Origin of the sequence: Streptomyces lunalinharesii (assembly GCF_039532155.1) — a bacterium.
Lineage (GTDB): Bacteria > Actinomycetota > Actinomycetes > Streptomycetales > Streptomycetaceae > Streptomyces > Streptomyces lunalinharesii.
In genome coordinates this window covers 115,780-141,880 of the sequence record NZ_BAAARK010000018.1, presented here as the reverse complement: position 1 = coordinate 141,880, position 26,101 = coordinate 115,780, and the positions used below count along the sequence as shown (strand labels likewise).

Sequence of the window (26,101 nt, the reverse complement as noted above, 5' to 3'; positions counted from 1 at the left end):
TTGGGAAGGGAGCTGTTGTGGTGGAACGGACGACGTGCTGTGTGGTGGGCGGCGGACCGGCGGGCATGGTGCTCGGCCTGCTGCTGGCGCGGGCCGGGGTGGCCGTGACGGTCCTGGAGAAGCACGGAGACTTCCTGCGCGACTTCCGCGGGGACACCGTGCACCCCTCCACCCTGGCGCTGCTGGACGAGTTGGGGCTGAGCGACCGCTTCGCCCAGTTGCCGCAGCGTCGGGTGACGGCCGTTCAGCTGCCGCTCGGCCCGGACGGCTCGCTGACGACCGTGGGGAACATCGCCGCGCTGCACGGCCGGTTCAACTACGTCGCGATGGTGCCGCAGTGGGACCTGCTCGAACTGCTGGCCGACGAGGCGCGGCGCGAACCGTCGTTCTCCGTGCGGATGAGCACCGAGGTGACGTCGTACGTCGAGGAGCGCGGCCGGGTGGCGGGGGTCCGGTACCGCACGGCCGACGGGCGGACCGGCGAACTGCGCGCCACGCTCACCGTGGCCTGCGACGGCCGGGGCTCGCTCGCCCGGTCCCTGCCGGAACTCGGGCTGCGGGCCTTCCGCTGCCCGATAGACGCCTGGTGGTTCCGGCTGCCGCGCCACGACGGCGACCCGCACGGGCTGGTGGGCGGCGCCGGCGACCGGCTGCTCGCCGCGCTGATCGACCGCGGGGAGTACTGGCAGTGCGCCGCGCTGATCCCCAAGGGCACGGACCGCGCACGGCGTGCCGCGGGCCTGGAGGCGTTCACGGCGAACTACGCCTCGGCCGCGCCCTGGCTCGGCGACCGGGTGCGGGCGTTGGGTTCCTGGGACGAGGTCAAACTGCTCGACGTCCGGCTGGACCGGCTGCGGCGCTGGCACCGCCCGGGGCTGCTGTGCATCGGCGACGCGGCGCACGCGATGTCGCCGGTGTTCGGGATCGGCATCAACCTCGCGGTGGAGGACGCGGTGGCGGCCGCCCGGCACCTGGTCGGTCCGCTGCGGGCCGGCGCGGTCGGCCTGTCGGACGTCCGTGCCGTGCAGCGCCGCCGCTGGCCGACCGCGGCGTTGACGCAGGGCCTACAGCGACTCGCCCACTCCCGGGTGATCGCCCCGGTGCTGGCGGGCCGGCCGCCGTTCGACGACCCGCGACGGGCCCAGTGGGTCGCCGACCGGCTCACCACGTCCCGGTGGCTGAGCAAGGTCCCGGCGTACTTCCTGGCCTACGGTGCGGTGCGCGAGCGCCCGCCGGCCGAGTCGGTGCGGTGAGGCGGTGACGGGGCGGCGCGCGCCCCGTCACCCCCGCGTCACGCGGGCCGCTCCCTCATTCCGTGACCTCGGCCAGCCGGAAGGGGCCGGCCGCTCCGGGTGCGTACATCACGGGCAGGCTGCGGCCGAGCGGGACGACCACGACCGGCTCCTCGCGGTACTCCCGCAGGAAGTGCTCCAGCGGCTCCCAGATCATGCTCCGGTATCCGGCTTCGGTCCGCTGGCGCTCGAACGACAAGGTCAGCGCGGACTCCTCCACGGTGACGCTCACCGCGTCCACCTCCAGCCATTCCCCGCCGATCCACGCTTCGAGTCGTACGTATGACATGACGTAAGGGTGCCCCGTACCCCACTGGACTGGCAATCAGCGGGATACGGGGCGGGGTGGCGCGCACCAGCCGCCCCGTCCCGCCCCGACGTCACGAGGAGGGGCGCTGTGTCCCCACGCGGCAATTCTCGGCGGCGGAATTCTGCGGGGCGCCCGGCGTCGTTCCGCCGGTGTCGGATTCCGAGGCGACCTGGCTCTTGGAATTCCTACGCATTTCCTGCAAGCCCTTTTGGATTCCGTTGCGCAGCCATTTGCTCAGGGGCTTTTCCACCAGTCGGTGAACGACGTAGGAAACGAGCAGCATGAACGCGACGATGGAGAGCAGGAGGACGGGTGCCGGCATCTTGTTGCGCAGCAGGTCGATGAGGGTGAATCCGATGTACATGTGCAGGAGGTACAACGGGTACGTCAATGACCCGGCGGTCGACAGCCAGCGCCACTGCACCTTGTTGAATACCCCGAGGGCGATGGCCGCCATGACGGCGAAGGCCAGGATGACGCCCACCCGGGCCGGCCAGCCGTGCGCCATGTCCGCCTTGGCTCCGACGTTCATCACCAACCGGCCGCGGACGTAGTGCTGGGCCAGCAGGAATTCGACCGCGACGATCGCCCAGAGGAGCAGCGTGGGCTTGAAGCGGTACATCAGATAGAAGGCGATGCCCGCGATGAAATAGGGCGAGTAGGGGGCGATCGCCCACACCGAGAGGAAGTTGCTGTTGGCCTTGAGGGCGACGACTCCGGCCACCGTCCACAATCCGCAGAAGAGCACGCACCGGCGATAGGTGACCCCGCGGTACACGACGAGGGCGAAGAGCAGGTAGAACTTCAGCTCGACGAAGAGCGACCAGTAGACGTCGTCGAGGTCGGAGACTCCCACGCCCTGCTGGAGCATGGTGAGGTTTGTCAGGACTGTTTCCAGATTGTCCGCGCTGCGGACCCGTGGCCAGATCATCAGCACGGCCGCGGTGAGCAGGACCCCGACCCAGTACGCGGGGTACAGGCGGGAGACGCGGGATTTCACGAAGTCGCCGAGCGAACGCCCCCAGGCGCTCATGCAGATGACGAATCCGCTGATCAGGAAGAAGACTTCGACGCCGAGCCAGCCGAATTGCGAGAGGTGGTAGATCGTCGGCGAGATCGCATGCGGATCATTGCCCCAGCCATCACGGAGGGTGATGTAGTGATACGCCAGGACCATCAGCGCCGCCACGAGGCGCAGTCCGTCCAGGACATAGAGTCTGGATTGCCCCTGCCCCTTCCCTGGTGCGGCCAGAGTTCCAGGCAGAGCGAAGGGCATCCCGTGTTTCCTCACAGTTCGTCGGGCAGCGTTCCACTCCATCCCATCTCACGGCCGGGACGGAGGAGGCAAGTTCGATTGAAATGATCGCAAAGATTTTGTCCGCGTCGCACATCGAGCGCCCCGCGAATGACGTTTCGACCGATGCAGGATGTCACGGGCGAATACGGGTCAATTCGGATACCCGATACCCGCCGATCGACCGTCGCGCCCGGCCGGAACGCCGGGGGAACGCTATCCGGAACTCATAGTTCCGCCGCCGTGGACCCCGCCCGGCACTGTCGTTCGCCGATACTTCGCTCTTCGGAAACCTTCCCACCGTCCCGTATTCCCATGCTGCGCCATAAGGGTTCGGCGCACATTTGACGGAGCGGACGAAATCCCGCCACGGCGCCCGGCGATTCCGACGGGACCGGCGACGGGACCGGCCACGGAGCCCGCGGCGGAAACCCCGTCCGGTCGCCACGCGCCCCGTGCCACCGGGTGCCCCGGCCCCGCCGCCCTCACTCGCCGTGCACACCCCTCCGGCCCAGCACCGCCCGCGCCGCCCGCCGCGGACGAGTAGGACGGAGGGGACGGCTCGCGCGGAGGAACGGTGCGGACATGCAGATCGTGGTCGACCTCAACCGGTGCCAGGGGTACGCACAGTGCGTGTTCCTCGCGCCACGGGTTTTCGAGCTGCACGGCGAGGAGGCCCTGCTGTACGCCCCGACGCCCCCGGACGACCAGGCGGAACGCGTCCGTCGGGCAGCGGCGGCCTGCCCGGTGCAGGCCATCCTCGTCGGGGAACGGGCCGGCGCGGAGGCGGGCACCGATGTCCGGTGACCTCAAGCGCGGACGCATCGTCATCGTCGGCGCGTCCCTGGCCGGACTCCGCGCGGCCGAGACCCTGCGGGACGAGGGGTTCGCCGGGGACCTCACCCTGGTCGGCGACGAACCGCATCCGCCGTACGACCGCCCGCCGCTGTCCAAGCAGGTGCTGCTGGGCCGGGTGTCAGCGGCGGACGTCGGGCTGCCGGCTCGTCGCGCGGTCGACGCCCGGTGGAAGCTGGGCGTACGGGCCAGCGGTCTCGATCCGACCGCGAAGGAAGTGCTGCTGAGAAACGGCGAACGACTCCCGTTCGACCGCCTGCTGATCGCCACGGGAACCCGGGCCCGCCCCTGGCCGCACCCCGAAGAGTCCCGCCTGGACGGAGTGCTGACGGTGCGGACCGTCGACGACGCGGGCCGGCTCGCCGAGCGCTTGGACGCCGGACCGCGACGGGTGCTGGTCATCGGGGCCGGTTTCACCGGCTCGGAGATCGCCTCCGCCTGCCGGGAACGCGGCCTGGCGGTGACCGTCGCCGAGCGGGGACCGGCGCCGCTGGTCGGGGCGCTCGGGGGCACGCTGGGGGCGTTCGCCGCGCGGTTGCAGCGCGCGCACGGCGTCGATCTGCGCTGCGGGGTGACGGTCACCTCGCTCACCGGCGACGGCGGACGGCTGACCGGCGCCGAGCTGTCCGACGGCAGCCGGATCGACGCCGACGTCGCGGTGGTCGCCCTGGGCGCCGTCCGCAACACCGAATGGCTGGCCGACACCGGTCTCGCCGCGGGCCCGCGGGGCGTGGCCTGTGACGCCGGGTGCCGGGCCTTCGACATGTACGGGATCGTCACCGACGACGTGTTCGTCGCCGGTGACGTGGCCCGTTTCCCGCATCCGCTCTTCGAGTACCAGATGCTGGCGCTGGAGCACTGGGGCAACGCCGTGGAGCAGGCCGCGGTGGCGGCGCACAACATGGTCAACCCGGGGCCGCGGCGCCGCCCGCACCTGGCGGTGCCGGCCTTCTGGTCCAGCCAGTTCGGGCTGAACATCAAGTCCGTCGGTGTCCCGACCTTCTCGGACCAGGTGACCGTCGCCCAGGGCTCGGTCGAGGAGGGCCGGCTGGTCGTGGTCTACGGCTACCGCGGCCGGATCACGGCCGCGGTCAGCGTCAACCGCGCCAAGTGGCTGGAGCACTACCGGCATCTGATCGAGACCGCGGCGCCGTTCCCGCCCGAACCGGGCGCCGCCGACCGGCCCGCGGCGCCGAAGGTCGTCCCGTCCGACGTCCCGGACCCGAGGGTGCTCTCGCACGGCCCGACCGTCGCGCTCACCGGTCACCTACCGGACCGCCGCCTGGCCGTGGTGCGCCCGATGGACTGACCGCCGTTTCGGGCCACGGTCCGCCCGCCGCTTCGCCCCCGCCCTCGACGAGGAGAGCCGCGCTGATGTCCACGGAGACCCTTCTGGAGCGGATCACCGCCTACGCCAACCGCCCCGACCCCTATCCGCTCTACGCCGAACTCCGCGAGCACGGTGTGGCCCGGCAGGACGACGGCAGTTACCTGGTCGGCACGTACCACGAGATCGCCGCGCTGCTGCACGATCCGCGGATCAGCTCGGACGTGCGCCACCGCACCCACCCCGACCTGCGGGACCGGCCCGAGGGCCTGCCGCCGTCCTTCATCGGCGTCGACGACCCCGAACACGACCGGCTCCGCCGGTTGGCGATGCGCCCCTTCGGCCCGCCCCACTCCCCCGGCCGGATCGACGCACTGCACGACGACATCGTGGACGTCGCCCGGGAATTGGTCGACGGCCTCCGGGGCCGGGACCGGATCGACCTGGTGGACGACTTCGCCTACCCGCTGCCGGTCACCGTGATCTGTCGGCTGCTGGGCGTCCCCAAGGAGGACATGCCCGAGATCCGCGGCTGGACCGACACCATCATCGCCTCCCTGGACCGCTCCCCCGACGACGATCCGGACGGCAGGCTCCGCGCGGCCGCGCAGGCCCGGGTAGCGATGGCCGGGTACCTGGGCGCGCTGGCCGAGCGCCGACGGGAGCGCCCGGCCGACGACATGATCTCGGCCCTGGTGCACGACGACGGCCCCGAAGGCCGCCTCACCGAACCGGAGTTGATGACGACGCTGACCCTGCTGACGATCGCGGGGCACGAGACGACGGTCAACCTCATCACCAACGGCATGCTCACCCTGCTGCGCCGTCCGGAGGCGCTGGAACGGTTGCGTCGGCAGCCGGAGCTGATGCCGTCGGCCGTGGAGGAACTGTTGCGGTTCGAGCCGCCGGTGCAGATGTTGCCGCAGCGCACGCCGCTGACCGACATCGAGGTCGGCGGGGTGACCATCCCTCAGGGCGCGCCGCTGTTCCTCGTCCTGGCGTCCGGCAACCGGGATCCGCTGCGGTTCGAGGACGCCGACCACTTCGATCCCGCCCGCCGGGACAACCAGCACTTCGGCTTCGGCAGCGGCGTCCACAACTGCTTCGGCGCCCCGCTGGCCCGCATCGAAACGCAGGTCGCGCTGACCGTGTTGCTGCACGGCCTGGACGCCCCCCGCCTGGTCGAGGACCCGCCGCCCTACCGGCACAGCCCCATCCTGCGCGGGCCCCGGCACCTGTTGGTCGCCGGCGACGGCGAGGCCGGGCCGGGCGCGTAGGGCCGCCACGAGGCCCGGGCCCACGGGGCCCCAGAAGGCCCGGGACCGCCGTCCCCTCCCCGTCGGTGGCAAAACCACCTGCCGCCCGCACCCCCACGATGTAATGTGCACTGCCGTTGGGCAGCACTTACTCGGGGAGGGTTCGATGGTTCCGGAACTCGTCAGGATCTGGGCGGCCGGTTGGGTCGTCTCGCGTCAGCGCCCCCGGGCGGTCGAACACCCCTGGGGGCTCTACATCGACGTCGGGCTTCCCGAGCAGACGGGCCGCCACGTCCTGCCCGACCCCGACGCGGACGCGGTGCGGGCGGCCACCGCATCGGCGACCGCCCCGCACACCTGGCTGAAGCTGCCCGTGGAGACCGCGACGGCCGAGCCCTGGCTCCCGGAGGGCTGGGTGGTGGACAAGGAGGAGACGGGCCACCTGATGGCCACGGACCTGCGGACCACGCGCCCGACGGCACCCGACGGCTACCGCGCGACCGTGGAGACCGCGGCCGGCGTCACGTACGTCCAAGTCCACGACGCACACGGCGCGTTCGCCGCCAAGGGGCAGATGACCGTGCTCGGGCCGGCCACCGTCGTCGACCGGGTGGTGACCGAGGAGGCGCACCGCCGGCGCGGCTTGGGCGGCTTCGTGATGCGCACGCTCGCCGACCGCGCCGTGGCCCAGGGGGCGACGCTCGGCGTCCTGGGCGCCACCGACGAGGGCCGCGCCCTGTACGAAGCGCTCGGTTGGCAGCGGCGCGCAGGACTCGCGGCCTGCGTCCACCGCCCGTAGCCGGCGCCCCCGCACCACTACGGCCACGAAGTGACTCCCATGGACAACCAGCTCTACGACTACAGCCCGATCACCGAACGGGACCCGATCTCCTGGCCGGGCGGCGCCCGGATCGCCTTCTACGTCGGGCTGAACGTCGAGCACTACCAGGTCGACCGCCCGTCGACGAGCATCTTCCCCGGCACCGCCGGACTCGCCCCGGACCCGCTCAACTACGGCTGGCGCGACTACGGTCCGCGGGTGGGCATCTGGCGGCGAAGATCGCGGAGATGACGTTCACCAGCTGGGCCTGGGTTCAACACGTCGACGTGGTCGACGACTTCAACACCAGCTGCCCAAGACGACAGGTCCTGCGAGCAGGCCCACGACGGCAGGCCATGCCTTCGCGCCGAGGTCGGCATCGGCTTCGGCGGTACCGCCGTAGCGGAACCGGTGGGAAGGAGCGGCCGGCCCTTCCCCCGGCAACCGCGGGCGATGTCCGGCGTCCGCCGCACTGATGACCCGGGCGGTGCCACCCGCCGCAGCGCGGCGTGACGCCAGCTCCTGCGCGAACAGCAACGACGGCCACATTTCGTCGTCGCCACCCGCCACGAGCAGAATCTCAGCGGTGGACCGCTCGACGGGGATCACGGCCTGCCTCGCTGCCTCGTCCGAGGCCCGCCGACTGCGCTCGTAGAGCGTTCGGCAGGCAGTGGGCTCCCCCGGTGTCTCCACCGGGGCCCAACTGTCGTCGTAGGAGACGAACGGGACGGGTTCCCCCCGCCACGTCCACGACGAGCGATAGGGGTAGGTCTTCCCGTCGGAACCAGGGCCGACGTTCGCCCAGACCACGGAGGTGGGCGACAACGCGACCACCGCATCAACCCGCGGATCGTGGACGGCGAGGAGCAGGGCGGCTTCGGCGCCCTTGGACGCCCCGAGCACACCTATCCTCTTCGCCCCCTTGGACCGCAGCAGATCGATCGCGGTGCTGAAGGTCTCCAGTGGAATCTCGCAGATTCCAGCGGGTTGCCCTTCACCACCAAACCATCGGATCGACAGCGCAGTCATGCCGGTGCGCGCGAGCAGGCGGCAGCGGTCGGTTTCGATGCGACCGCTCGAACCGGCCAGCACCAGCACGCCCACCGCACTGCCCCCAACGGGCTCCACGATCACGCCCTCGCAGTGCGCATTGACCGCGCGCTCAATGACGTCCACTGCCCCTCCTCCGCACGGACTCGTCCCGTAGACCACCCCAAGAATGACCGGCCCGGCCTGATGACGACAACGGTGGGCTGATGCGGCGCTAGGCCGCCGGTTCGGGCGCGAGCAGGCCGACGAGCACGCGGCGGACCACTCGTTCGAAGGGGGCCGCGGCTCTGGGCGGGACCTCGGTGCCGGGGTGGCCGGCGGCGGCCGGTTCGCGCACCGCTCCGTCGGCCAACGCCCCGGCCAGCAGCGGATGTCCGCCGCGTGCGACCACGGCGTCCAGATAGGCGGACTGTGCCGCCTGGCGGCCCGTGGGGGACCGGCGGGCGCGGAGTTCGACCGCGGACAACATGGCGACCAGGGCGTTCAACACGGCCACCGCCTCCAGTTTGCCGGGCCCGGTCAGCTCCGTCACCGGCTCCAACGCGCGCAGCGCGTACTCCAGGTGGTCCAGCCCCCGCGGCCCGGTCCGCAGGGCCTCCGGTGCCACCTCCAACAGCCACGGATGCCGCAGGTGGACCTCCTGCGTCCGGGCGGCCAACCCGAGCAGGTCGACCACCGGATCTCCCGTCAGCCCGACGTCGAGGTCGACCTCCCCGGTGGCGGCGTCCACCATGAGGTCCACCAGGTCGTCGCGGCCGGCCACGTACCGGTAGAGCGACGCGGGTCCGGTGCCCAGTTCCCGGGCCACCTGCCGGACGGAGACCGCGGCCAGCCCGCCGGCATCCGCCAGCCCGATCGCGGCCGCGGTGAGCTGCTCGCGGCTCCGCTCGGGCGCGGGCCCCCGGGCGCCCCGTTCGGGACGTTCCCAGACCACCACGGCCTCCGTCGCCCGATCCTCCTCGTCGGCCACCGCACCTCACCCGCCCCTTCCGTAACCCGGTCCTCTGCTGATAATTATCACTCCATAACCGCGAACGGTGTTCGCGGTATGGTGTGCGCCATGCGCCCGAGGACGGAGGAACCGTGACCCCGCACGACACGACCGCAGGACGAACGGTTGCCGCGGCCGGGCGGGCCGAGGAGTCCGCGACGGAAGGAGGGAAGGCGATGAGCCACCAGGCACCGTCGCCCGTATGGAGCCCGACCCAGTGGGCGTCCAACGGTGAAGTGCGGCTCGGGTACGACCGGTTGACGCCCGAGGACACGAGTGGCGAACCGCTCCTGTTGGTGACCGGTCTGGGCGTAGCCCGGCACTGGTGGCCCACCGGGTTGGCCCGGGCGCTGACCGCCCGCGGGTTCGCGGTCGCCCGCTACGACCAACGGGACGTGGGCGAATCGACGCACCTGCCGCCGACCGCCGGCTCCGGGCCGATCGCCGCGCTGCTGCGCAAGCGCGGCGACGCCTACACCGCCGAGGACATGGCCGACGACGCCGTGGCCGTACTGGACGCCCTGGGCTGGGACTCCGCGCACCTCTTCGGCCAGTCGCTGGGCGGTGCGGTGGCGCAGCGCATCGCCCTGCGCCACCCCGGGCGCGTCCGTACCCTCACCTCCGTCTCGGCCGTCCCCGGCGACAGCGCCGGCCCGGCCACCCTGCGCCACATCCGCCTGCGCACCCTCGCCCGGCTCGCCCGCCTGGGCCGCTCCCGCACTCCCGAAGGGCACGTGGAATCCGGGGTGGCGCTCGCCCGCCTCCTCCACTCCCCCACCCACCCGTTCGACGAGCAGGCGATCAGGGCCGTGTTGGCCGCCGCCCCCGACCCGGGCTTCCGGGACGCCCACAGCCAGAGCCGGCAGATCGGCGCCCAGTGGAGCGGGCCCGGCATCGAACGCATCGCGGTGCCGACGTTGGTCCTGCACGGTCTGGACGATCCCCTCGTCAAACCGTCGGCGGGCCGGGCGGTCGCCGCCCGCATCCCGGGCGCACGCTTCGTTCCCCTCCCCGGGGTGGGCCACGACCTGCCGGAACCGGTCTGGGACGACGTCGCCCGCCAGGTGCGCCGCCTCGCCGACGGGTGACGCCGACCGGCCCCCTCGGCCTCCGTCGCCCGCGCAGGGATGGGCGGCGATCCTCGACTCCCGCGGCCCCACTTGCACCTTGACGCAACCGTTGGCCGGGCATCCTCACGGCAGCGTGCTCTACTGCCGCAGCACCACCCCTGCCCTTCCGTTGCACGAAGGAGACCGTGTTCATGTCGCACTCCCCGACATCCGACGGCACGTCCCCCGCTCCCACGACCGCCGCGCCGCCCGCCGCCGACCGCTCGTTGGTGGGGCGCCGGTGGGTGCTGGCGGGCCTGGCAGCGGCGGCCCCGGCCGTGCTCGCGGCCTGCGGTGGCCACAAGGGAGCCGCCGCCTCCCTCAGCACGCACGGCGCCGGGAAGCCCGCCCCCGGAAACTCCACGGTGATCATGATCATCCGGCACGGCGAGAAGCCCGACAAGCACCACCCCGGCATCGACGAACACGGCCACGAGGACCACAAGTCGCTCACCCGCCGCGGCTGGGACCGGGCCAATGCGCTGCCCAAGCTCTTCGACCCGCCCGCGGGCAAGCCGCTCCCGACCGGCCTCCAGCGCCCGCGCACGCTCTACGCCGCGACCGACCAGGGTCCCAACGCCGGCGCGCACCGGATGCGTCAGACCGTCACCCCGCTCGCCCACCACATGGGCCTGCCGCTCGACCTCGACTTCGCCGAGTCCGAGGAGGGCAAGCTCGCGAAGGCCGCGCTCGGCGCCACCGGACCGGTCCTGATCTGCTGGGAGCACAGCCGCATCCCCGACATCGTCTCCGCGCTCGGCGCGTCCGACAGCGGCGTCCCCGACACCTGGCCGGACCGCTTCGACCTGGTGTGGGTGTTCACCCACACCGCCGGAACCTGGGCGTTCCGTCAGGTCAACCAACACCTGCTGCCCGGCGACGCCTGACGGACCGCACCACCTCGGGCCGACCTTCCGCGCCGATCAACCCACGGGTGGACACGGCAGTTCCCCCCACGCTCCGATGCCCCGTGCCCGGGCGCGGTGCTGCAATGAGGAGGTGCCAGCGACGGCGGCGGACGCCTTCCGCCGCCCCCTCATCACCGACTCGCGGGGAGCCCGACATGACGGACCACGTCTCACACCCACCCCTCGCACCCCTACGTCCGCCCATCAGTTCCTACGCAGCCGCCCACGGGTTCGCTGGCCCTGGGCCCCCTCGCGGCTCGGCCGGAGCAGTCCATCTCACGGCCGTGTCTTTTCCGCAGCGCCCGCGCAGGCTGTGCGACGGTGGCGGGCCCCGGAGGCCGTGCCTCCAGGGCCCCAGGGTTCAGCGCTGGTCGTGGTCCAGGCTCGTGAGCCTGAACCGGGCTGTGTTCTCCTCGGTGGCCCACCGGTGAAAGCCGGCCTTCTCCAGCGCCCGGGTGGAGGACGGGTTCGACAGTTCGACGCTGGCGGACACGGCGTGGACGTCCGGTGCGGTGAGAGCGAACTCCGCCAGGGACTGGGTGGCCTCGGAGGCATAGCCCCGGCCGCGGCGGAAGGCCACGATGCCGTATCCGATTTCCAGGGTTCCCTCGCTGGGCGGCCAGAACAGGAGACGGCCGACGGCGGCCATATTCATCAACCTCCCTGTCCCGTGATCACGCGCCTCTCGCGCTGGCGTGACGGTAGCGACCGCTCCCCCGCCCGGGCCAAGCATTTCCGGTCGAGGACGGACTTCCGGACAACCGGTGGCCACGCGTGAGCTGCGGCGTCCTGTCGCACTGCGTCTGGCGTGTGATGGGCTGCTGACCTGCACGGCTGCCGGGTCGTTTGAGGCCGCCGGTGACCAGCGTTCTCAACCGACCCGGCTTTCGCGGAAGTCTCGTTCGCGAAAGATGCAGGAGCACCACCAGAATCACCAACAGTGTCCGTCGGAGATCGCCGTTCCTCATGGTGCTGCGATGTGGAAAGCCCCGAACCCGCCCTCGCCGCCTCGGATCTGCACGTGGTGATGTGCTGTGCGATGTGCACTGTTACCTGTACGCGGTGCTGAGCTGCACTGTTATAAGGGGAGTCGAACCCCCGCGTTGCTCTTCACGCGCCAGGAGTGGGCTGGAAAACCGCCAGCCCTCGGTGTGTGCACGCCTCCGAAGCCGCTACCTGCTCCACATCGTCCCGGATTGCCGGACTACTCAGTCCAGCAGATCGACCTCCCAGTTCGCACGCTGGATCCGCACATCGACCTCACGGATCTCTCGGGCGAGCGCATCCGCCTGGCCACGTAGTTCTGCGACCGGAAGCGCGGAAAGCATCATCAGCTCGGACCGAAGCTGCCGGCCGTATCCTCGATCGCCCGTACCAGCCGCCGCGTCCGCCGCTGCGGTGACCACAGCGTGTCGCAACCGCAGGACGTCCCGGCGTGCGAGGGCATCGGTGAGCGTGCCGCCCGGCCCCATCTCCACGGTGGCATTGGTGCGGTTGATCCGCCGGATCAACGTTTCCAGGGCGTCCAGCACCTCGCTGGCCTCAGCCAACAGCTGAGCTGCATCCTCGGCGGGTGTCTCCCCCTCCTGGTACCGCGCACTGCTGACGACACGCGCTCGCAGTTGCTCTACGCGGCGCGTCGCCTCCGCACGTTCTGCCAGTGCCTCAGCAAGCTTCACTGTCTCCGCCTCCCCTCCATGAACTCGCACGAGTATACGAGTGCGAACCGGCCCATATGCACCTGGATTTTGATCCGCCGGAGGCTGACCAGCCACTGGGTGAGAGCGGGGAGCCGCTCAGGCGCCACGAAAAAGAACCTGACAGCACGAACGAGAACGAGAGGGAATCCGAAATTTGCCGCGCGACGGGACATGCGGTGTCTCGCTGCCGATGTCGGATCCGGCTTTCGTCCGACATCGACCGCGAGATTCCGACACGGGATGTGAGATCCCGCAGGTGTCGCGGAGGTCAGCCGAGGGCCCGGTCGAGGTTGAACGCCGCGCTGATCAGGGCGAGATGGGTGAATGCCTGGGGGAAGTTGCCGATCTGCTCGCCGGTGTGGCCGATCTCCTCGGCGAACAGGCCGAGGTGGTTGGCGTAGGTGAGCATCTTCTCGAACGCGAGCCGGGCCTCGTCCACCCGGCCGGCCCGGGAGAGCGCCTCCACGTACCAGAACGAGCAGATCGAGAAGGTGCCCTCCTCGCCGCGGAGCCCGTCGGGGCTGTGCCGGGGGTCGTAGCGGTAGACGAGGGAGTCGGAGACCAGTTCGTCGCCGAGCGCGTCCAGGGTGGTCAGCCACTTCGGATCGGTCGGCGAGATGAATTTGGCCAGCGGCATCATCAGCACCGAGGCGTCCAATACGTCGGCGCCCTCGTGTTGGACGAACGCCTGCCGCTCGGTGGACCAACCGCGCCGCATGATGCGTTGGTAGATCGCGTCGCGGGCCTGGGACCAGCGGGGCATGTCCGCGGGCAGTCCGCGGTGGCGGGCGATCCGCATGGCGCGTTCGATGGCCACCCAGCACATCAGTTGGGAGTACAGGAAGTTCTGGATCTTGCCGCGGGTCTCCCAGATCCCTTCGTCGGGCTGGTCCCAGTTGGCGCACACCCAGTCCACCAGACCGCAGACCGTGTCCCAGTGGTCGCTGGAGAGCGGCTCTCCCCATTTGTCGTAGAGGTAGAGGGAGTCGATGAGCGCACCGTAGATGTCGAGTTGGAGCTGGTCGACGGCGGCGTTGCCGATCCGCACCGGAGCCGATCCCAAATGACCCTCCAGGTGCGGGAGTTCGGCTTCGGGCAGCTCGCTGCGGCCGTCGATCCCGTACATGATCTGGAGCGGGCCGCGCACGCAGTCCTGTAGACAGATCTTCGTGGAGAGGAAGTGCACGAAGGACTTCGCCTCGTCGGTGAAGCCGAGGCGGAGCAGGGCGTAGATGCAGAAGGCGGCGTCCCGGACCCAGGCGTAGCGGTAGTCCCAGTTGCGCTCGCCGCCGATCTGCTCGGGCAGGCTGGTGGTGGGGGCGGCGACGATGGCGCCGGTCGGTGCGTAGGTGAGCAGTTTGAGGGTGAGCGCCGAGCGGTGCACCATCTCCCGCCAGCGTCCGCGGTAGCGGGAGTGGGCGAGCCAGCTGCGCCAGTAGCGGACGGTGGCGCCGAAGAGTTGCTCGGCCTCCCGCACGGCGCAGAACCGGGGCTCGACGCCGTCGCCGATCCGGTCGAGCGCGAAGACGGCGGCATCGCCCTCGGCGAGCGTGAAGGAGGCGCAGGCGTCGGGTCCGTCCGGTACGACGGGCACGCTGGCGGTCAGGGCCAGGGAGAGGTCCGGGGAGTCGAAGACCGTCACGCCGTTGTGGTGGGTGTGGACGGTGTGGCCCTGCCGGCCGTAGTCGAAGCGGGGGGCCACGCGGACGGAGAAGGGGAGGGAGCCGCGGACGCACAGCACCCGGCGGATCAGCCGGTGCCGGTCGGCCTCGCGGGAGTCGCCGACGATCGGCATGAAGTCCTGGACCTCGCCGACGCCGTGGTCCGCGAAGAACCGGGTGATGAGGATGTTGGTGTCGGGGAAGTAGAACTGCTTGGTGCGGGCCGGCACGTCCGGGGCGAGTTCGAAGGCCCCGCCACGCTCGGCGTCGAGGATGCCGGCGAAGACGCTGGGGGCGTCGAAGCGGGTGCAGCAGTACCAGTCGATGGTGCCGTTGGTGCCGACGAGGGCGGCGGTGCGCATGTCGCCGATCAGGCCGTGTTCGGCGATCGGGACGTAGCGGGGGGCGTCGGCTCTGCTGGGGCGGAGGCTCTCGGTGCGTGCCGCCGTGGGCCCCGTGGACGTCGTCATCGATCCTCCCCTGCGCTGGGGGACGAGCGGGAGCAGTGGATTCAGGCTACCTCCGGGGCACCGCGCACCGCCCGTCCGCCCGGCGGCCCGGGCCGGGCGGCGGGCCGGCCCGGTGGCAGGCCAGGAGCCGGCCCGGTCGCCGATGGGGACAAGCCCTGGCCAAGGCCGTAAGAGAGCCGCAAATTCCGTTCGCGGCCGGCCCTGTGCCGGTGGCCGAGGCCCTAGATTCGGTGCCGGCCGGGAGACGGTCACGGGCGGCGGACGCGCAGGTCAAGGGCCGTCTGATGGCGCATGCGCAGCTCCCCGTCCGACGTCTTCGCGGCCTCCTCAGCGTGCCCGTCGTCCAGAAAGCACTCGCATGCCTGCTGCCCCGTCCCGTGTTCCCACCCTCCCGCAGACCGAGCCGGTGCCCGGCCCGGGCGGGGCCCCCGCCCGGGGCGCGTCCGGGGGCGGCGGCCGCCGGGGGCGGCGACGACGGGCGTCGGCCGGCCTGTTCGATCCCCGGGTGCTGCTGACGGCCCTGCCGGAGGCGTTGCGCAAGCTGCATCCGCGGGCCCTGGCCGCGAATCCGGTGCTCTTCGTCGTGGCGTGCGGCTCGCTGCTGACGACGCTGTCCGCGGTGCTGGAGCCGTCGGTGTTCAGCTGGGTGATCAGTGGCTGGCTGTGGCTGACGGTCCTGTTCGCGCAGCTCGCGGAGGCGGTCGCGGAGGGCCGGGGCCGGGCGCAGGCGGCGTCGCTGCGGCGGGCCCGGACGGATCTCACGGCCCGGCGGCTGCGGGACAACTGGCGGGTCGGCGTCCACCTCGACAGCGCCGTCACCGAGACCGTGCCGGCGTCCGACCTCCGGCCGTTCGACTTCGTGCTGGTGGCCGCCGGCGAGCCGGTCCCGGCGGACGGCGAGGTCGTCGAGGGGGTGGCGAGCGTCGACGAGTCCGCGGTGACCGGGGAGTCGGCGCCGGTGCTCCGGGAGGCCGGCGGGGACCGGTCCGGCGTGACGGGCGGGACGACGGTGCTGTCGGACCGGATCGTCGTCCGGATCACCTCGCGGTCCGGGCACTCGTTCCTGGACCGGATGATCGCGCTGGTGGAGGGTGCGGCCCGGCAGCGGACGCCGAACGAGATCGCGCTGCACATCCTGCTGGCGGCGCTGACCATCATCTTCCTCCTGGTGGTCGTCACGCTGCAGCCGATGGCGACGTACGCGGGCGCCGCCCAGCAGACGGCGGTGCTGGTGGCGTTGCTGGTGACGCTGATCCCGACGACCATCGGGGCGTTGCTGTCGGCGATCGGGATCGCCGGGATGGACCGCCTGGTGCAGCGCAACGTGGTGGCCATGTCCGGTCGTGCGGTGGAGGCCGCCGGCGACATCAACACGCTGCTGCTCGACAAGACCGGGACCATCACCCTCGGTCACCGGGAGGCGGTGGCGTTCGTGCCGCTGCCGGGGCTGGACGAGCTGGCGCTGGCCGATGCCGCCGCGCTGTCGTCGCTGGCGGACCAGACGCCGGAGGGACGTTCCGTGGTGGCCCTGGCCCGGGCGAAGTACGGGTTGCGGGCGCCGGACGAGGGGGAGCTGTCGTTCGTCCGGTACGTGGCGTTCAGTGCGCGGACGCGGATGAGCGGGGTGGACCTGCGCTGGTCGGACGGGTCCGGATCGGCAGCGTCCGGAACGGTGGGGTCCGGAACGGCGCGGGCGGCCACCGGCGGGCCGTCCGGTGCCGCGGGCGGGCCGCAGCGGCCGTCGGGGTATCCGGGCGAGGTGGTGCTCCGCAAGGGGGCGGCGGCCCAGATCGTCGAGTGGGTCGCGCAGCGGGGCGGCGAAGTGCCGGTGGAGGCACGGCTGTTCAGCGATGCGATCAGCGCGTCCGGCGGGACGCCGTTGCTGGTGGCGGTGGAGGACCGGCGGGGCCCGCGGGTGTTGGGGGTGGTGCACCTCAAGGACGTGGTGAAGGAGGGCATCCGGGACCGGTTCGCCGAGCTGCGCCGGATGGGCATCCGGACGGTGATGGTCACGGGTGACAATCCGCTGACGGCCGCGGCGATCGCCCACGAGGCGGGGGTGGACGACTACCTGGCGGAGGCCACGCCGGAGGAGAAGCTCGGCCTGATCATCCGGGAGCAGGCGGGCGGCCGGCTGGTGGCGATGACCGGTGACGGGACGAACGACGCTCCGGCGCTGGCCCAGGCCGACGTGGGGGTGGCGATGAACACCGGCACCTCCGCCGCGAAGGAGGCCGGCAACATGGTCGACCTCGACTCCAACCCGACCAAGCTGATCGAGATCGTCGAGGTGGGCAAGCAACTCCTCATCACCCGCGGGGCGTTGACGACCTTCTCGATCACCAATGACGTGGCCAAGTACTTCGCGATCATCCCGGCGATGTTCACGGGGGTGTATCCGGGACTGTCCGCGCTGAACGTGATGGAGCTGCACAGTCCGACGTCGGCGATCACCTCGGCGATCATCTTCAACGCGCTGGTGATCGTGGCGCTGATTCCGCTGGCGCTGCGCGGGGTGCGCTACCGGCCGGCGTCCGCACACGACCTGTTGCGCCGCAACCTGGCGTTCTTCGGGTTGGGCGGGCTGGTGGCGCCGTTCGTCGGCATCAAGCTGATCGACCTGGTGATTTCGGGGATTCCCGGACTGGGGTGACGGCGGCGCGACGGTCAGCCGACGTGGACCCGGGGCCGGCGGCTGCGGTCCGGTTCGGCCTCGCGCAGCACCTCCCGGGTGACGGGGGCGACCTCCCCCTGCCCGAAGAGGAAGAAGCGCAGGAATTGCGCGAAGGGGTTGCCCTCGGTCCACTCGAAGTAGATGTGCGGGCGCTGTCTGGTGGTGTCGCGGACGTGCAGCAGCAGCGCGGCCAGGGCGTTGGAGACGGCGGCGCTCTCCAGGCAGAGCACGCGGTAACGGTCGTGCATGACGTAGCCGCGCACGTGGAGTTCGCTCTCGAATTCGGACGGGTCCTTGATGGTGACCTCGACGAACACCAGGTCGTCTTCCGGCGGGATGTCGTTGTCGGCGCGGATCTGCTGGGCCTTGTCGCGGTACTCGGCGTAGTCGCGCCGGTCGGGCTCGTTGGCGATGAAGCGGATGCGGCGCTGGGCGATGTCGCGGACGAAGCGGGCGGCGGTGTCGTCGAGGATCACCTCGCTGACGCGCAGTTCGAAGGCGCGGGCGAGCCGTGAGCCGAAGGAGAGCAGGATGATGCCGGCGATGAAACAGGCACCGATCTTCACCCCGTCCGGCCGTTCGATGACGTTGGTGACGGTGGTGTAGAGGAACACCACCGCGATCACCGCGAAGCCGATGGCCCAGCCGCGCTGCTCGGCGCGCCGGGCGGCGATCGTCACCGCGATCGCCGCGGAACTGATGAGGACGAGGACGCCGGTGGCGTAGGCGCTGCCCTGCGCGTCGACGTTGGCGTCGAAGATCCAGGTGACCAGGAAGGCGACGGCCGTGAAGACCAGCACCATGGGCCGGACCGCACGGGCCCAGTGCGGCGCCATGCCGTAGCGCGGGAGGTACTGCGGCATCAGGTTCAGCAGGCCGGCCATGGCGGAGGCGCCGGCGAACCAGAGGATGGCGATGGTCGAGACGTCGTAGACGGTGCCGAAGACGGAGCCGAGGTAGGCGTGCGCGAGGTACGCGAGGGCCCGGCCGTTGGCGGGTCCGCCGGGTCGGAACGCGGCGGCGGGGATGAGGAGGGTGGTGACGAAGCTGGTGATGATCAGGAAGACGCTCATGATGACGGCGGCGGTGGTGAGCAGCTTCTTGGCGCCCCGGATCCGTCCGGTGGGGCGTTTCTCGGTGTCCTCGGGGTCGCCCTCGATGTGGGGCATGACCGCGACGCCGGTCTCGAATCCGGAGAGGCCGAGGGCGAGCTTCGGGAAGACGATGAGGGCCACCGCGATCATGGCCGGAATGCTGCCGTGTTGGACGGTCAACGCCCGCGTCCAGTCGGTGACCACGTGCCCGGTGGTGACCACGTGCCAGATCCCGACGGCCGCGACGACCGCGTTGAGGACCAGGTAGGTGCCGACGAGGACGACGGCCACCCCGATCGCTTCGAGGAACCCCTTGAGGAAGACCGCGCCGAGCAGCGCGACCAGGATCAGCGTGACGACCATCTGGCGGCCCTGGAGCGCGCTGTGGACGTGCGGGTTCTCGACGAGGTGGGTGGCGGCGTCGGCGGCCGACAGGGTGATGGTGATCAGGAAGTCGGTGGCGGCGAAGCCGAGCAGGGTGAGGACGAACAGCTTGCCCTTCCAGAAGGACAGCAGCCGTTCCAGCATCGCGATCGAGCCCTGGCCGTGCGGGCTCTCCGTGGCGACGCGGCGGTACACGGGCAGCGCGCCGGCGAGGGTGACCAGGACGAGCACGAGGGTCGCCACTGGCGAGAGCAGGCCGGCGGCGAGGGCGGCGATGCCGGGCTGGTAGCCGAGGGTGGAGAAGTAGTCGACGCCGGTCAGGCACATCACCCGCCACCAGCGTTGTCCGTGGTGGCCGGTCTCCGGTACGGCGCGCTGGTGCTTTCCCATGTCGGCGACGCCCTGCAGCATCCAGGTACGCAGGCGGTGCCGCGCCGTGGGCCCGGAACCAGCACCGGCAGGGGTGGGGGCGGCCATCGTGAGCTCCTGTCGTACACCGAAAGGATCCGGCCAGTGTTGCGGCGGCGGATTCAGCGTACGCACTTCCGTGGCCCGGGCCGCGGCGCTCGCGGTCCGGGTGGGCTCGTGTCTCGGGTCGCCCGGTGTCCGCGGTCGTTCCGGCACCGGACCGCCACGACGTTCCGGCATCCCGGCCCCCGCTCAAACGCCGACGCCGGGAAGACCACCAATTCGATGGAACCGAACCGCTCTTCGCCCCGGTCCGCCGCGGAGTCCTTGGAGGATCGCGGGACGAGGAGGGGTCCTGGTCGAAAGGGATGCGGGAGGCGGAATGGCAGGGGCTTGGCTGCGGGGCGGGGCGGCGGCGGCCGCGGTGTGCGGAGCGGTGCTGGCCGCCGTTCCGTCGACGACGGCGACGGCGATGACGGCAACGGCGATGACGTCGACGGCGGACCGGCCGGTGCCGGACACCCGCATCGTGGGCGGGGAGAACGCGGACGTGCGGGACGTGCCGTGGCAGGTGTCGGTGCGCAACCGCGGGGGCCACATCTGCGGTGGTTCGATCGTCCGCTCCGATGCGGTGGTGACCGCGGCCCACTGCACCGTGGGCGCACCACCGGGGTCGCTGAGCGTCCGGGCGGGCAGCACCGCCCGCGGTTCGGGCGGGCAGGTGGTCCACGTGGCCCGGGTGCTGCGGCACCCGAAGTACAACGCCGCCACGATCGACTACGACGTGGCAGTGCTGGTCCTGGCGTCCCCGCTCCGGTTCGGCGACGGGGTGCGGGCGGTCCCGTTGGTGCCGGCGGGCGACGAGCCCGCGGCGGGCACCCCGGCGACGGTCACCGGGTGGGGCGCGACCCGGGACGGCGGCGCGTTGCCGGAGCGGCTGCGGCGGGTCGACGTGCCCAAGCTCAGCGACACCTACTGCAAGGGCGCGTACGGACCGTCCTCGATCACTCCGCGGATGACGTGTTACGGCTTCCAGGAGGGCCGCAAGGACGCCTGTCAGGGCGACAGCGGCGGGCCGCTGGTGGTGGACGGGCGGCTGGCGGGCATCGCGTCGTGGGGCACGGGGTGCGCCGCGCCGGGGCACCCGGGGGTCTACACCAAGGTCAGCGATCCGGCGATCCACGACTACATCACCCGGTCGTAGCGCGGGCCGGACGCCTATGCTGACGCGGTGTTCGCACCCGAAGGCCCCACGTTCCGTGAGCTCGCCGTCCAGGCACTGTCGTCCGTCGAGCGGGGCTACGACCTGCTCGCCCCGAAGTTCGACCGGACGCCGTTCCGGACGCCGGAGGTGGTGCTGGAGCCGGTGGTCCGGGAGTTGCGCGCACTCGGCCCGTTCGCCGCTGGACTGGACCTGTGCTGCGGAACGGGCGCGGGGATGGAGGTCCTGCGGCGGGTGTGCCGGGAGCGGGTGACCGGCATCGACATCAGTGCGGGCATGCTCGCGGTCGGACGGGACCGCGCTGCGCAGGCGGAACGGGACGGGAGCGGACCGCGCCTGGAGTGGGTACGGGCGGACGCGCGGGCGCTGCCGTTCGGCCCGGCCTTCGACGTGGTGGTGAGCTTCGGGGCGTTCGGGCACTTCCTGCCGCGGGCGCGACCGGGGCTGTTCGCCCAGGTCGGCTCGGTGCTGCGGCCCGGCGGCCGGTTCGTTTTCCCGGTGATGGCGCCCGCCCGGCCGGGCTCGCCGCTGTACTGGGCGCTGTGGGGCTTCGACGCGGCGATGCGGATCCGCAACGTGCTGTGGCGGCCGCCGTTCGTCATGTACTACCGGGGCTTCCGCCTGGCCGAGGTCCGGGCCGAGTTGGTGCGGGCCGGGTTCGCGGTGGAGTTGCGGGCGCTGCCGGAACTGGGCCGCCGGCCGGACGGCAGTCCCCGGTGCCGCCTGGTGGTGGCGACGCGGGTGGGTGCACCGGCCACCTGAGCGGTGGCGGGCGGGCTCCACGCGCACGGCATGAAGGAAACGTGTACATACTCAATTGTGACTGTTGCGTGGGTAACCGTTGGCCAACTCCTGGGCCGGGTAGGGTTGTTCGCATGCCGCAGAACGACGTCACCTCGTTGCCGGAGTTCGCCGATCATGCGCCACGCCACCTGGTCACGTTTGGGTCGTTGAGTCCTTCGTGAGCTCATATCCGGACCCCTCGATCACCGGCTCGGCCACCTGTGACCTGTGCCATTACCGTCGTCCCGCCACCGATGCGCCCCCCTTGACGGTTCGCCCGCCGACCGGTTCGCGCCAGCGTCAGGTGCGGTTGTGCGCACCGTGCGGTGAGGACCGCCCCGGTCGACGGCGCCGCGAGCTGATCGCGGAGGACTTCAGCTGGCAGTCGATGTCCCGTCAGGCCCACGACCTGGCGGACGCGTACACCGCGGGTCGCTGGCTGCCCTACGAGGACGAACACCGCTGGGCGCTGGGCCTGGCCCGCACGTACTGGACGCGGGCGGCGCTGGAGGCCGCGCTGGGCGACCCCAACCCCTACCTCCGGGCCGGCCGGCTGGTCCGGGTGGTGGAGCCGCTCCCCCGCATCCTCGCCGTCGTGGGCGCCGGCGACCGCGCGCTGCGGCCGGTCCAGGCACTGCTCGACACCCTCGCCGTACGGTCCGCCCGGTCCTGACGCACCGTCCGCCGACCGCGCCGCGCGGGCACACCGGCGGTCTGCGCCATGCGACGGAGGGCCCGTCCGTGCCGGTGCGCCGGGCGGCGCGCCGCGGCCCAGCTTGCGACGATGGGCCCGCCAGTCACCGGACGTCCCCCACCGCTCGGAGTCGCCATGTCCGCCAGCACCGATCTGCTCGTCGACGCCTTCGGGCGGATCCGCGAGGTCGTCGAGGAGGTGGTGGACGGCCTCGGCCCCGAGGAGCTCGACAGTCGCCCCGACGGACGGGCCAACTCCATCGCCTGGCTGGTGTGGCACCTCACCCGGGTCCAGGACGACCACATCGCCGGGGTGGCCGGCACCGAGCAGATCTGGACCGCCGACGAGTGGTACGAGGCGTTCGGGCTGCCGTTCCCGGAGGCGGACATCGGCTACGGGCACGCGCGGAAGGACGTCTCGAAGGTCCGGGGCCTGAGCGCCGAACTGCTGACGGGCTATCACGCCGCCGTGCACGAGAGCACCGCGCGCTACCTCGCCACGCTCGCCGTGAAGGACCTCGGCCGGGTCGTCGACCGGAGTTGGTCGCCGCCGGTCACCCTGGGCGTCCGGCTGGTCAGCGTGGTCTCGGACGACCTGCAGCACGCGGGCCAGGCAGCCTACGTGCGGGGCCTGTTGGGTCGGTGAGCCCGGGCCGGGGCCGCTCGGTGCCGAGGGGGCAGGCGGTGCAGCACCACCTCGGCGAGCCGGCCGCCGGTGATCTCGGCGGTCAGGTACGTGCAGGCGGGCTGCCGGCGGCGGTCGGTCGGCGAGCCGGGGTTCAACAGGCGCAGGCCCGTCTCCGTCGTGGTGTCCCACGGGATGTGGCTGTGCCCGAAGACGAGCACGTCGAGGTCGGGGAAGCGCTCGGCGCAGCGGCGTTCCCGGCCCCGCGCGGGGCCGGTCTCGTGCACCACGCCCAGGCGCACTCCGTCCAGGGCCGCTTGGGCCACCTCCGGCAGCCGGGCGCGCAGTTCCGGGCCGTCGTTGTTGCCGTGGACCGCGAGCAGCCGACGGGCCCGGGTCCGGAGCAGTTCCAGGGTGGCGAGGTCGGTCCAGTCGCCGGCGTGCACCACGACGTCGGCGTGCGGTACGGCGTCGAGCAGCTGCGGCGGCAGGGCCCGGGCGCGTTGCGGGACGTGGGTGTCGGAGGTGACCAGGAGGCGCAGCGGCACGGGTCAGCGCTCCTGGGCGGTGGGGCGGACCATGATTTCGTTGACGGCCACCCGGGCCGGTTGGGTGACCATGAAGGCGATGGCGCGGGCGATGTCGTCGGCGTGCAGCCAGGCGTCCCGGGGCAGGCCGTGGGCCGACGAGGCCTGACTGCCGAGGGTCATCTCGGTGGTGGTCATGCCGGGTTCGACCAGTCCGACGCGGACGCCGCGGCCGGTCACCTCCTGGCGCAGGGACTCGCTGAAGGAGCACACCGCGTGCTTGGTGGCGGAGTAGACGCTGTTGTCCTTGCGGGGCACCCGGCCGGCGACGGAGCTGACGGTGACCAGGTCGGCGACCCCGCGCGGGCCGGACGCGGCGGCGCGCAGCAGGTGCGGGAGCGCGGCGTGCGACATCCGTAGGACGGCCTTGAGATTGAGGTCGACCATCCGGTCCCAGTCGTCCGGGTCGCCGTCCTCGACGGCGGCGCGGGCGCCGTAGCCGGCGTTGTTGACCAGGACGTCCAGGCGGCCGAGGCGTGCCACGGTCCGTTCGACGGCCTGTCGGGCCTGTTCCCCGTCGCTGAGGTCGGCGGCCAGGGCGACGGCCGGGCCGCCGCCCTGCTCGGCGATCGTCTCCGTCAACGCGTGCAGGCGGTCGGCCCGACGGGCGGTCAGGGCGAGGGAGCAGCCCTCGCGGGCCAGTGCCAGTGCGGTGGCGGCGCCGATGCCGCTGGAGGCGCCGGTCACCAGGGCGACGCTGCCGGCGAGCGCCGTGCCGGTGGTGCCGTCCGCGGTCGTGGGGGTGTCGGTGCTGCCGGTGGCCATGGTGGTCTCGCGCTCCTCGTCGTCGGTACTGCCCGTGTCGGTCGCGGAACCTCTACCCCTCGGGACGTCACCAGCATCACCGTTCCCTCGCGTTCCGCAGCGCCACGGGCCTTCCGGATCGGCGGCCCGAAGACTGGCCGCGGCGCGGTGCGGCTGCCCGAACAGCGGGTATCACCCGGGGGAATCCGCTTCTCACGCTCTCAGGAGCCGCTCATGAAGCACACCCATCCCCTGCCCGGGGACATCGGGCTCACCCAGATATCCGGTGTCACCGGCCGGTTGATCCGCTTCGGCGAGTGGATCAACGGAGACGGCTTCGCCGACTACGAACACGCCTTCCTGGTACTGCCCGGTGACCGGTTGTTGGAGGCCGAACCGGGCGGCGCCCGCATCCGGCAGCTCACCGAGTACGACGGCTCCGACGTGCGCTACGTGTGCCCGAAGCGGCTCACCGAGCAGCAGCGCGACGGCATCTGCGCGGCCGCCGACCGGTACGTGGGCGTGCCGTACAGCTTCCTCGACTACCTGGCGATCGCAACCCACCGCTTCCACCTGCCCGTTCCGGGGTTGCGCCGCTACGTGGCCAGCACCCGGCACATGATCTGCTCCCAGCTCGTCGACCAGTGCTACCAGGACGCGGGCGTCCACCTCTTCGCGGACGGCCGCTGGCCCGGCTACGTGACGCCGATGGCCCTGTACACCCTGCTGGCCGGCTGAGGCGGGCGGCAAAGGCGGCCCGGGGCGCGGTGCCGGCCGGGGTCGTGGGGTGCCGCCGTCCTGCGGGGTGCGGGCGTGCCGGCCGGAGCGGCGGCACGCCCGCGGGACCGCTCAGGTGCCGGGCTTGCGCCCGTAGACGTAGACGTCGTCGCCGTTGTGCAGCAGCGACCAGTACTTCTTCGCGTCGTTGGTGCGCATGTTGACGCAGCCGTGCGAGCCGGGGGCGGACCAGACGCTGCCGCTGATGGCGTGGAACGCCTCCCCGCCGTCGAAGAACTGGCTGTACGGCATGGCCGTGTGGTAGATCGTCGACACGTGGTTCAGGTGCCGCCAGTAGACGCGCTTGAGGCCGGTGCGGGTCGCGCCGCCCTTGCGTCCGGTGCGGACGGGCACCGGGCCGTACACCAGCCGCCGGCCGTCCTGGATCCAGCTGATCTGGCGGGTCAGGTCGACGCAGGCGATCCGGCCCTTGTTGGTGGGGCACTTGTGGGCGCTGTTCGGGTTGCGGCCGGCGGCCCGCTGCTTGGCCACCACCTGCATCACGCTCCAGGTGACCGGGCCGGCGTAGCCGTAGTTCGGGGTGATGCCGTGGCTGTTCTGGAAGGCCCGGATGGCGCGGCAGTCGGATGCCGACTGTCGACCGTCGACCTTGAGGCCGAGGAACCGCTCGGCCTGGCTCTGGTAGGGGCCGCGGAGTCCGTAGCAGCCCGAACCGGCGGCCTCGGCGGGGGAACTCAGGGCGAGGGTCAGCGGGAGGGTGAGGGAGGTCAGGGCGAGCGCTGCGCCCGCTCGCCGGCCGAGGGCGCCGGCCGCGGGTCTGCTCAGTCGGAAGGGTATGCGTCGCTTCATGTCCGGTAGGACTCCCGGCTCCGCACGGTGGTTGCAGTCGGGGGCGGGCGGCAGCACCTTACGCGCCAAGGAATCCGGTGGGTCGGGAGGCGAGGATTCCGCTCATGGTGCGGCTTCGTCCCTGGCTGTGCGGGGAGTTGATGACCGATATGCAACGTCGTTCGAGGTCCGGAACGTTCCCCGACGCGCCGGATCGGAGAAACGGGTGACTGGCACCTTTCGCGGGTGGACCGGGTGAAGTGCCGCGGTTCCGCCCG

General features: G+C 71.8%; 25 protein-coding genes. 14 read left to right on the top strand and 11 right to left on the bottom strand.

From position 1 onward, the window contains the following. Positions 1-20: 20 nt before the first annotated feature. Complete coding sequence (locus tag ABD385_RS25235; RefSeq protein WP_344580090.1) at positions 21-1,253, top strand: FAD-dependent oxidoreductase; 1,233 nt, start codon at positions 21-23, stop codon at positions 1,251-1,253. Between the two features lie 55 nt (positions 1,254-1,308). Here the strand turns inward: ABD385_RS25235 and ABD385_RS25230 are convergent, their stop codons facing one another. Next, complete coding sequence (locus ABD385_RS25230) at positions 1,309-1,581, bottom strand: hypothetical protein (protein WP_344580088.1); 273 nt, start codon at positions 1,579-1,581, stop codon at positions 1,309-1,311. A 91-nt stretch (positions 1,582-1,672) separates the two neighbouring features. Further along, positions 1,673-2,878 carry an acyltransferase family protein gene (locus ABD385_RS25225; RefSeq protein ID WP_344580087.1) on the bottom strand — a complete coding sequence of 402 codons (1,206 nt, stop codon included), beginning with the start codon at positions 2,876-2,878 and terminating at the stop codon, positions 1,673-1,675. A 603-nt stretch (positions 2,879-3,481) separates the two neighbouring features. Here ABD385_RS25225 and ABD385_RS25220 point away from each other — a divergent pair. The 5 genes from ABD385_RS25220 (at position 3,482) to ABD385_RS25200 (ending at position 7,406) form a co-directional block, all read left to right on the top strand. Beyond that, on the top strand, positions 3,482-3,703 hold the full coding sequence (locus ABD385_RS25220; RefSeq protein WP_344580085.1) for a ferredoxin: 222 nt from the start codon (positions 3,482-3,484) through the stop codon (positions 3,701-3,703). Continuing rightward, positions 3,693-5,060, top strand: coding sequence for an NAD(P)/FAD-dependent oxidoreductase (locus tag ABD385_RS25215; protein WP_344580084.1), 1,368 nt, complete (start codon positions 3,693-3,695; stop codon positions 5,058-5,060). The genes ABD385_RS25220 and ABD385_RS25215 overlap by 11 nt, the downstream gene beginning before the upstream one ends. 65 nt (positions 5,061-5,125) lie before the next feature. Then, positions 5,126-6,355, top strand: coding sequence for a cytochrome P450 (locus ABD385_RS25210; RefSeq protein ID WP_344580083.1), 1,230 nt, complete (start codon positions 5,126-5,128; stop codon positions 6,353-6,355). Positions 6,356-6,500: 145 nt separating this feature from the next. Continuing rightward, positions 6,501-7,133, top strand: coding sequence for a GNAT family N-acetyltransferase (locus ABD385_RS25205; protein WP_344580082.1), 633 nt, complete (start codon positions 6,501-6,503; stop codon positions 7,131-7,133). 39 nt (positions 7,134-7,172) lie between these two features. Next, positions 7,173-7,406 carry a polysaccharide deacetylase family protein gene (locus ABD385_RS25200; protein WP_344580081.1) on the top strand — a complete coding sequence of 78 codons (234 nt, stop codon included), beginning with the start codon at positions 7,173-7,175 and terminating at the stop codon, positions 7,404-7,406. A 48-nt stretch (positions 7,407-7,454) separates the two neighbouring features. Here ABD385_RS25200 and ABD385_RS25195 read toward each other — a convergent pair whose 3' ends face one another. Next, positions 7,455-8,330, bottom strand: a complete 876-nt coding sequence (locus ABD385_RS25195) for an acyl-CoA thioester hydrolase/BAAT C-terminal domain-containing protein (protein ID WP_344580079.1) — start codon at positions 8,328-8,330, stop codon at positions 7,455-7,457. Between the two features lie 88 nt (positions 8,331-8,418). Further along, positions 8,419-9,174: a TetR/AcrR family transcriptional regulator gene (locus ABD385_RS25190; protein ID WP_344580077.1), complete on the bottom strand. Its 756-nt coding sequence runs from the start codon at positions 9,172-9,174 to the stop codon at positions 8,419-8,421. 197 nt (positions 9,175-9,371) lie between these two features. Here ABD385_RS25190 and ABD385_RS25185 point away from each other — a divergent pair, with 197 nt between their 5' ends. After that, positions 9,372-10,283, top strand: a complete 912-nt coding sequence (locus ABD385_RS25185; RefSeq protein WP_344580076.1) for an alpha/beta fold hydrolase — start codon at positions 9,372-9,374, stop codon at positions 10,281-10,283. 173 nt (positions 10,284-10,456) lie between these two features. Continuing rightward, on the top strand, positions 10,457-11,191 hold the full coding sequence (locus tag ABD385_RS25180; RefSeq protein ID WP_344580074.1) for a hypothetical protein: 735 nt from the start codon (positions 10,457-10,459) through the stop codon (positions 11,189-11,191). Between the two features lie 382 nt (positions 11,192-11,573). On the opposite strand, the gene ABD385_RS25175 is transcribed toward ABD385_RS25180, so the two are convergent. From ABD385_RS25175 to ABD385_RS25165, 3 genes are all read right to left on the bottom strand, one after another. Further along, positions 11,574-11,861, bottom strand: coding sequence for a GNAT family N-acetyltransferase (locus ABD385_RS25175; protein WP_425585467.1), 288 nt, complete (start codon positions 11,859-11,861; stop codon positions 11,574-11,576). 559 nt (positions 11,862-12,420) lie between these two features. Next, entirely contained in the window at positions 12,421-12,891 is a 471-nt protein-coding gene (locus ABD385_RS25170; RefSeq protein ID WP_344580073.1) for a DIP1984 family protein, read from the bottom strand. Between the two features lie 289 nt (positions 12,892-13,180). Then, on the bottom strand, positions 13,181-15,043 hold the full coding sequence (locus ABD385_RS25165; protein ID WP_344580071.1) for a glycoside hydrolase family 15 protein: 1,863 nt from the start codon (positions 15,041-15,043) through the stop codon (positions 13,181-13,183). 358 nt (positions 15,044-15,401) lie between these two features. On the opposite strand from ABD385_RS25165, the gene kdpB reads away from it, so the two are divergent. Then, entirely contained in the window at positions 15,402-17,696 is a 2,295-nt protein-coding gene (gene kdpB / locus ABD385_RS25160) for a potassium-transporting ATPase subunit KdpB (RefSeq protein WP_344580069.1), read from the top strand. Positions 17,697-17,710: 14 nt separating this feature from the next. On the opposite strand, the gene ABD385_RS25155 is transcribed toward kdpB, so the two are convergent. Next, positions 17,711-19,672, bottom strand: coding sequence for an APC family permease (locus ABD385_RS25155; RefSeq protein WP_344580067.1), 1,962 nt, complete (start codon positions 19,670-19,672; stop codon positions 17,711-17,713). Positions 19,673-19,985: 313 nt separating this feature from the next. Here ABD385_RS25155 and ABD385_RS25150 point away from each other — a divergent pair, with 313 nt between their 5' ends. The 4 genes from ABD385_RS25150 (at position 19,986) to ABD385_RS25135 (ending at position 22,947) form a co-directional block, all read left to right on the top strand. After that, a complete protein-coding gene (locus ABD385_RS25150) occupies positions 19,986-20,807 on the top strand; it encodes a serine protease (protein WP_344580065.1) in 822 nt (273 codons plus the stop codon). Between the two features lie 27 nt (positions 20,808-20,834). Continuing rightward, complete coding sequence (locus ABD385_RS25145) at positions 20,835-21,587, top strand: class I SAM-dependent methyltransferase (RefSeq protein ID WP_344580063.1); 753 nt, start codon at positions 20,835-20,837, stop codon at positions 21,585-21,587. 286 nt (positions 21,588-21,873) lie between these two features. Continuing rightward, on the top strand, positions 21,874-22,281 hold the full coding sequence (locus tag ABD385_RS25140) for a hypothetical protein (protein WP_344580061.1): 408 nt from the start codon (positions 21,874-21,876) through the stop codon (positions 22,279-22,281). A gap of 156 nt (positions 22,282-22,437) precedes the next feature. Beyond that, a complete protein-coding gene (locus ABD385_RS25135; RefSeq protein ID WP_344580059.1) occupies positions 22,438-22,947 on the top strand; it encodes a mycothiol transferase in 510 nt (169 codons plus the stop codon). Here the strand turns inward: ABD385_RS25135 and ABD385_RS25130 are convergent. Next, positions 22,920-23,468 carry a metallophosphoesterase family protein gene (locus ABD385_RS25130; protein ID WP_344580163.1) on the bottom strand — a complete coding sequence of 183 codons (549 nt, stop codon included), beginning with the start codon at positions 23,466-23,468 and terminating at the stop codon, positions 22,920-22,922. The genes ABD385_RS25135 and ABD385_RS25130 overlap by 28 nt on opposite strands. A gap of 9 nt (positions 23,469-23,477) precedes the next feature. Then, entirely contained in the window at positions 23,478-24,278 is an 801-nt protein-coding gene (locus ABD385_RS25125; protein WP_344580056.1) for an SDR family oxidoreductase, read from the bottom strand. 213 nt (positions 24,279-24,491) lie between these two features. Between ABD385_RS25125 and ABD385_RS25120 the strand changes: the two genes are divergently transcribed. Then, a complete protein-coding gene (locus ABD385_RS25120; protein ID WP_344580054.1) occupies positions 24,492-24,995 on the top strand; it encodes a C40 family peptidase in 504 nt (167 codons plus the stop codon). A 111-nt stretch (positions 24,996-25,106) separates the two neighbouring features. Here the strand turns inward: ABD385_RS25120 and ABD385_RS25115 are convergent, their stop codons facing one another. Beyond that, positions 25,107-25,844 (bottom strand): L,D-transpeptidase family protein, encoded by a 738-nt coding sequence (locus tag ABD385_RS25115; RefSeq protein ID WP_344580052.1) that lies wholly within the window; start codon positions 25,842-25,844, stop codon positions 25,107-25,109. Positions 25,845-26,101 lie beyond the last annotated feature (257 nt).

Bases quoted from the DNA above. Each gene is read 5' to 3' on its own strand.
- ABD385_RS25215 (WP_344580084.1), top strand. From the start codon at position 3,693: ATGTCCGGTGACCTCAAGCGCGGACGCATCGTCATCGTCGGCGCGTCC.
- ABD385_RS25210 (WP_344580083.1), top strand. From the start codon at position 5,126: ATGTCCACGGAGACCCTTCTGGAGCGGATCACCGCCTACGCCAACCGC.
- ABD385_RS25150 (WP_344580065.1), top strand. From the start codon at position 19,986: ATGGCAGGGGCTTGGCTGCGGGGCGGGGCGGCGGCGGCCGCGGTGTGC.
- kdpB (WP_344580069.1), top strand. From the start codon at position 15,402: ATGCCTGCTGCCCCGTCCCGTGTTCCCACCCTCCCGCAGACCGAGCCG.
- ABD385_RS25230 (WP_344580088.1), bottom strand. From the start codon at position 1,581: ATGTCATACGTACGACTCGAAGCGTGGATCGGCGGGGAATGGCTGGAG.
- ABD385_RS25125 (WP_344580056.1), bottom strand. From the start codon at position 24,278: ATGGCCACCGGCAGCACCGACACCCCCACGACCGCGGACGGCACCACC.
- ABD385_RS25180 (WP_344580074.1), top strand. From the start codon at position 10,457: ATGTCGCACTCCCCGACATCCGACGGCACGTCCCCCGCTCCCACGACC.
- ABD385_RS25220 (WP_344580085.1), top strand. From the start codon at position 3,482: ATGCAGATCGTGGTCGACCTCAACCGGTGCCAGGGGTACGCACAGTGC.
- ABD385_RS25155 (WP_344580067.1), bottom strand. From the start codon at position 19,672: ATGGCCGCCCCCACCCCTGCCGGTGCTGGTTCCGGGCCCACGGCGCGG.
- ABD385_RS25185 (WP_344580076.1), top strand. From the start codon at position 9,372: ATGAGCCACCAGGCACCGTCGCCCGTATGGAGCCCGACCCAGTGGGCG.
- ABD385_RS25115 (WP_344580052.1), bottom strand. From the start codon at position 25,844: ATGAAGCGACGCATACCCTTCCGACTGAGCAGACCCGCGGCCGGCGCC.
- ABD385_RS25225 (WP_344580087.1), bottom strand. From the start codon at position 2,878: ATGCCCTTCGCTCTGCCTGGAACTCTGGCCGCACCAGGGAAGGGGCAG.
- ABD385_RS25205 (WP_344580082.1), top strand. From the start codon at position 6,501: ATGGTTCCGGAACTCGTCAGGATCTGGGCGGCCGGTTGGGTCGTCTCG.
- ABD385_RS25120 (WP_344580054.1), top strand. From the start codon at position 24,492: ATGAAGCACACCCATCCCCTGCCCGGGGACATCGGGCTCACCCAGATA.
- ABD385_RS25200 (WP_344580081.1), top strand. From the start codon at position 7,173: ATGGACAACCAGCTCTACGACTACAGCCCGATCACCGAACGGGACCCG.
- ABD385_RS25175 (WP_425585467.1), bottom strand. From the start codon at position 11,861: ATGGCCGCCGTCGGCCGTCTCCTGTTCTGGCCGCCCAGCGAGGGAACC.
- ABD385_RS25135 (WP_344580059.1), top strand. From the start codon at position 22,438: ATGTCCGCCAGCACCGATCTGCTCGTCGACGCCTTCGGGCGGATCCGC.
- ABD385_RS25165 (WP_344580071.1), bottom strand. From the start codon at position 15,043: ATGACGACGTCCACGGGGCCCACGGCGGCACGCACCGAGAGCCTCCGC.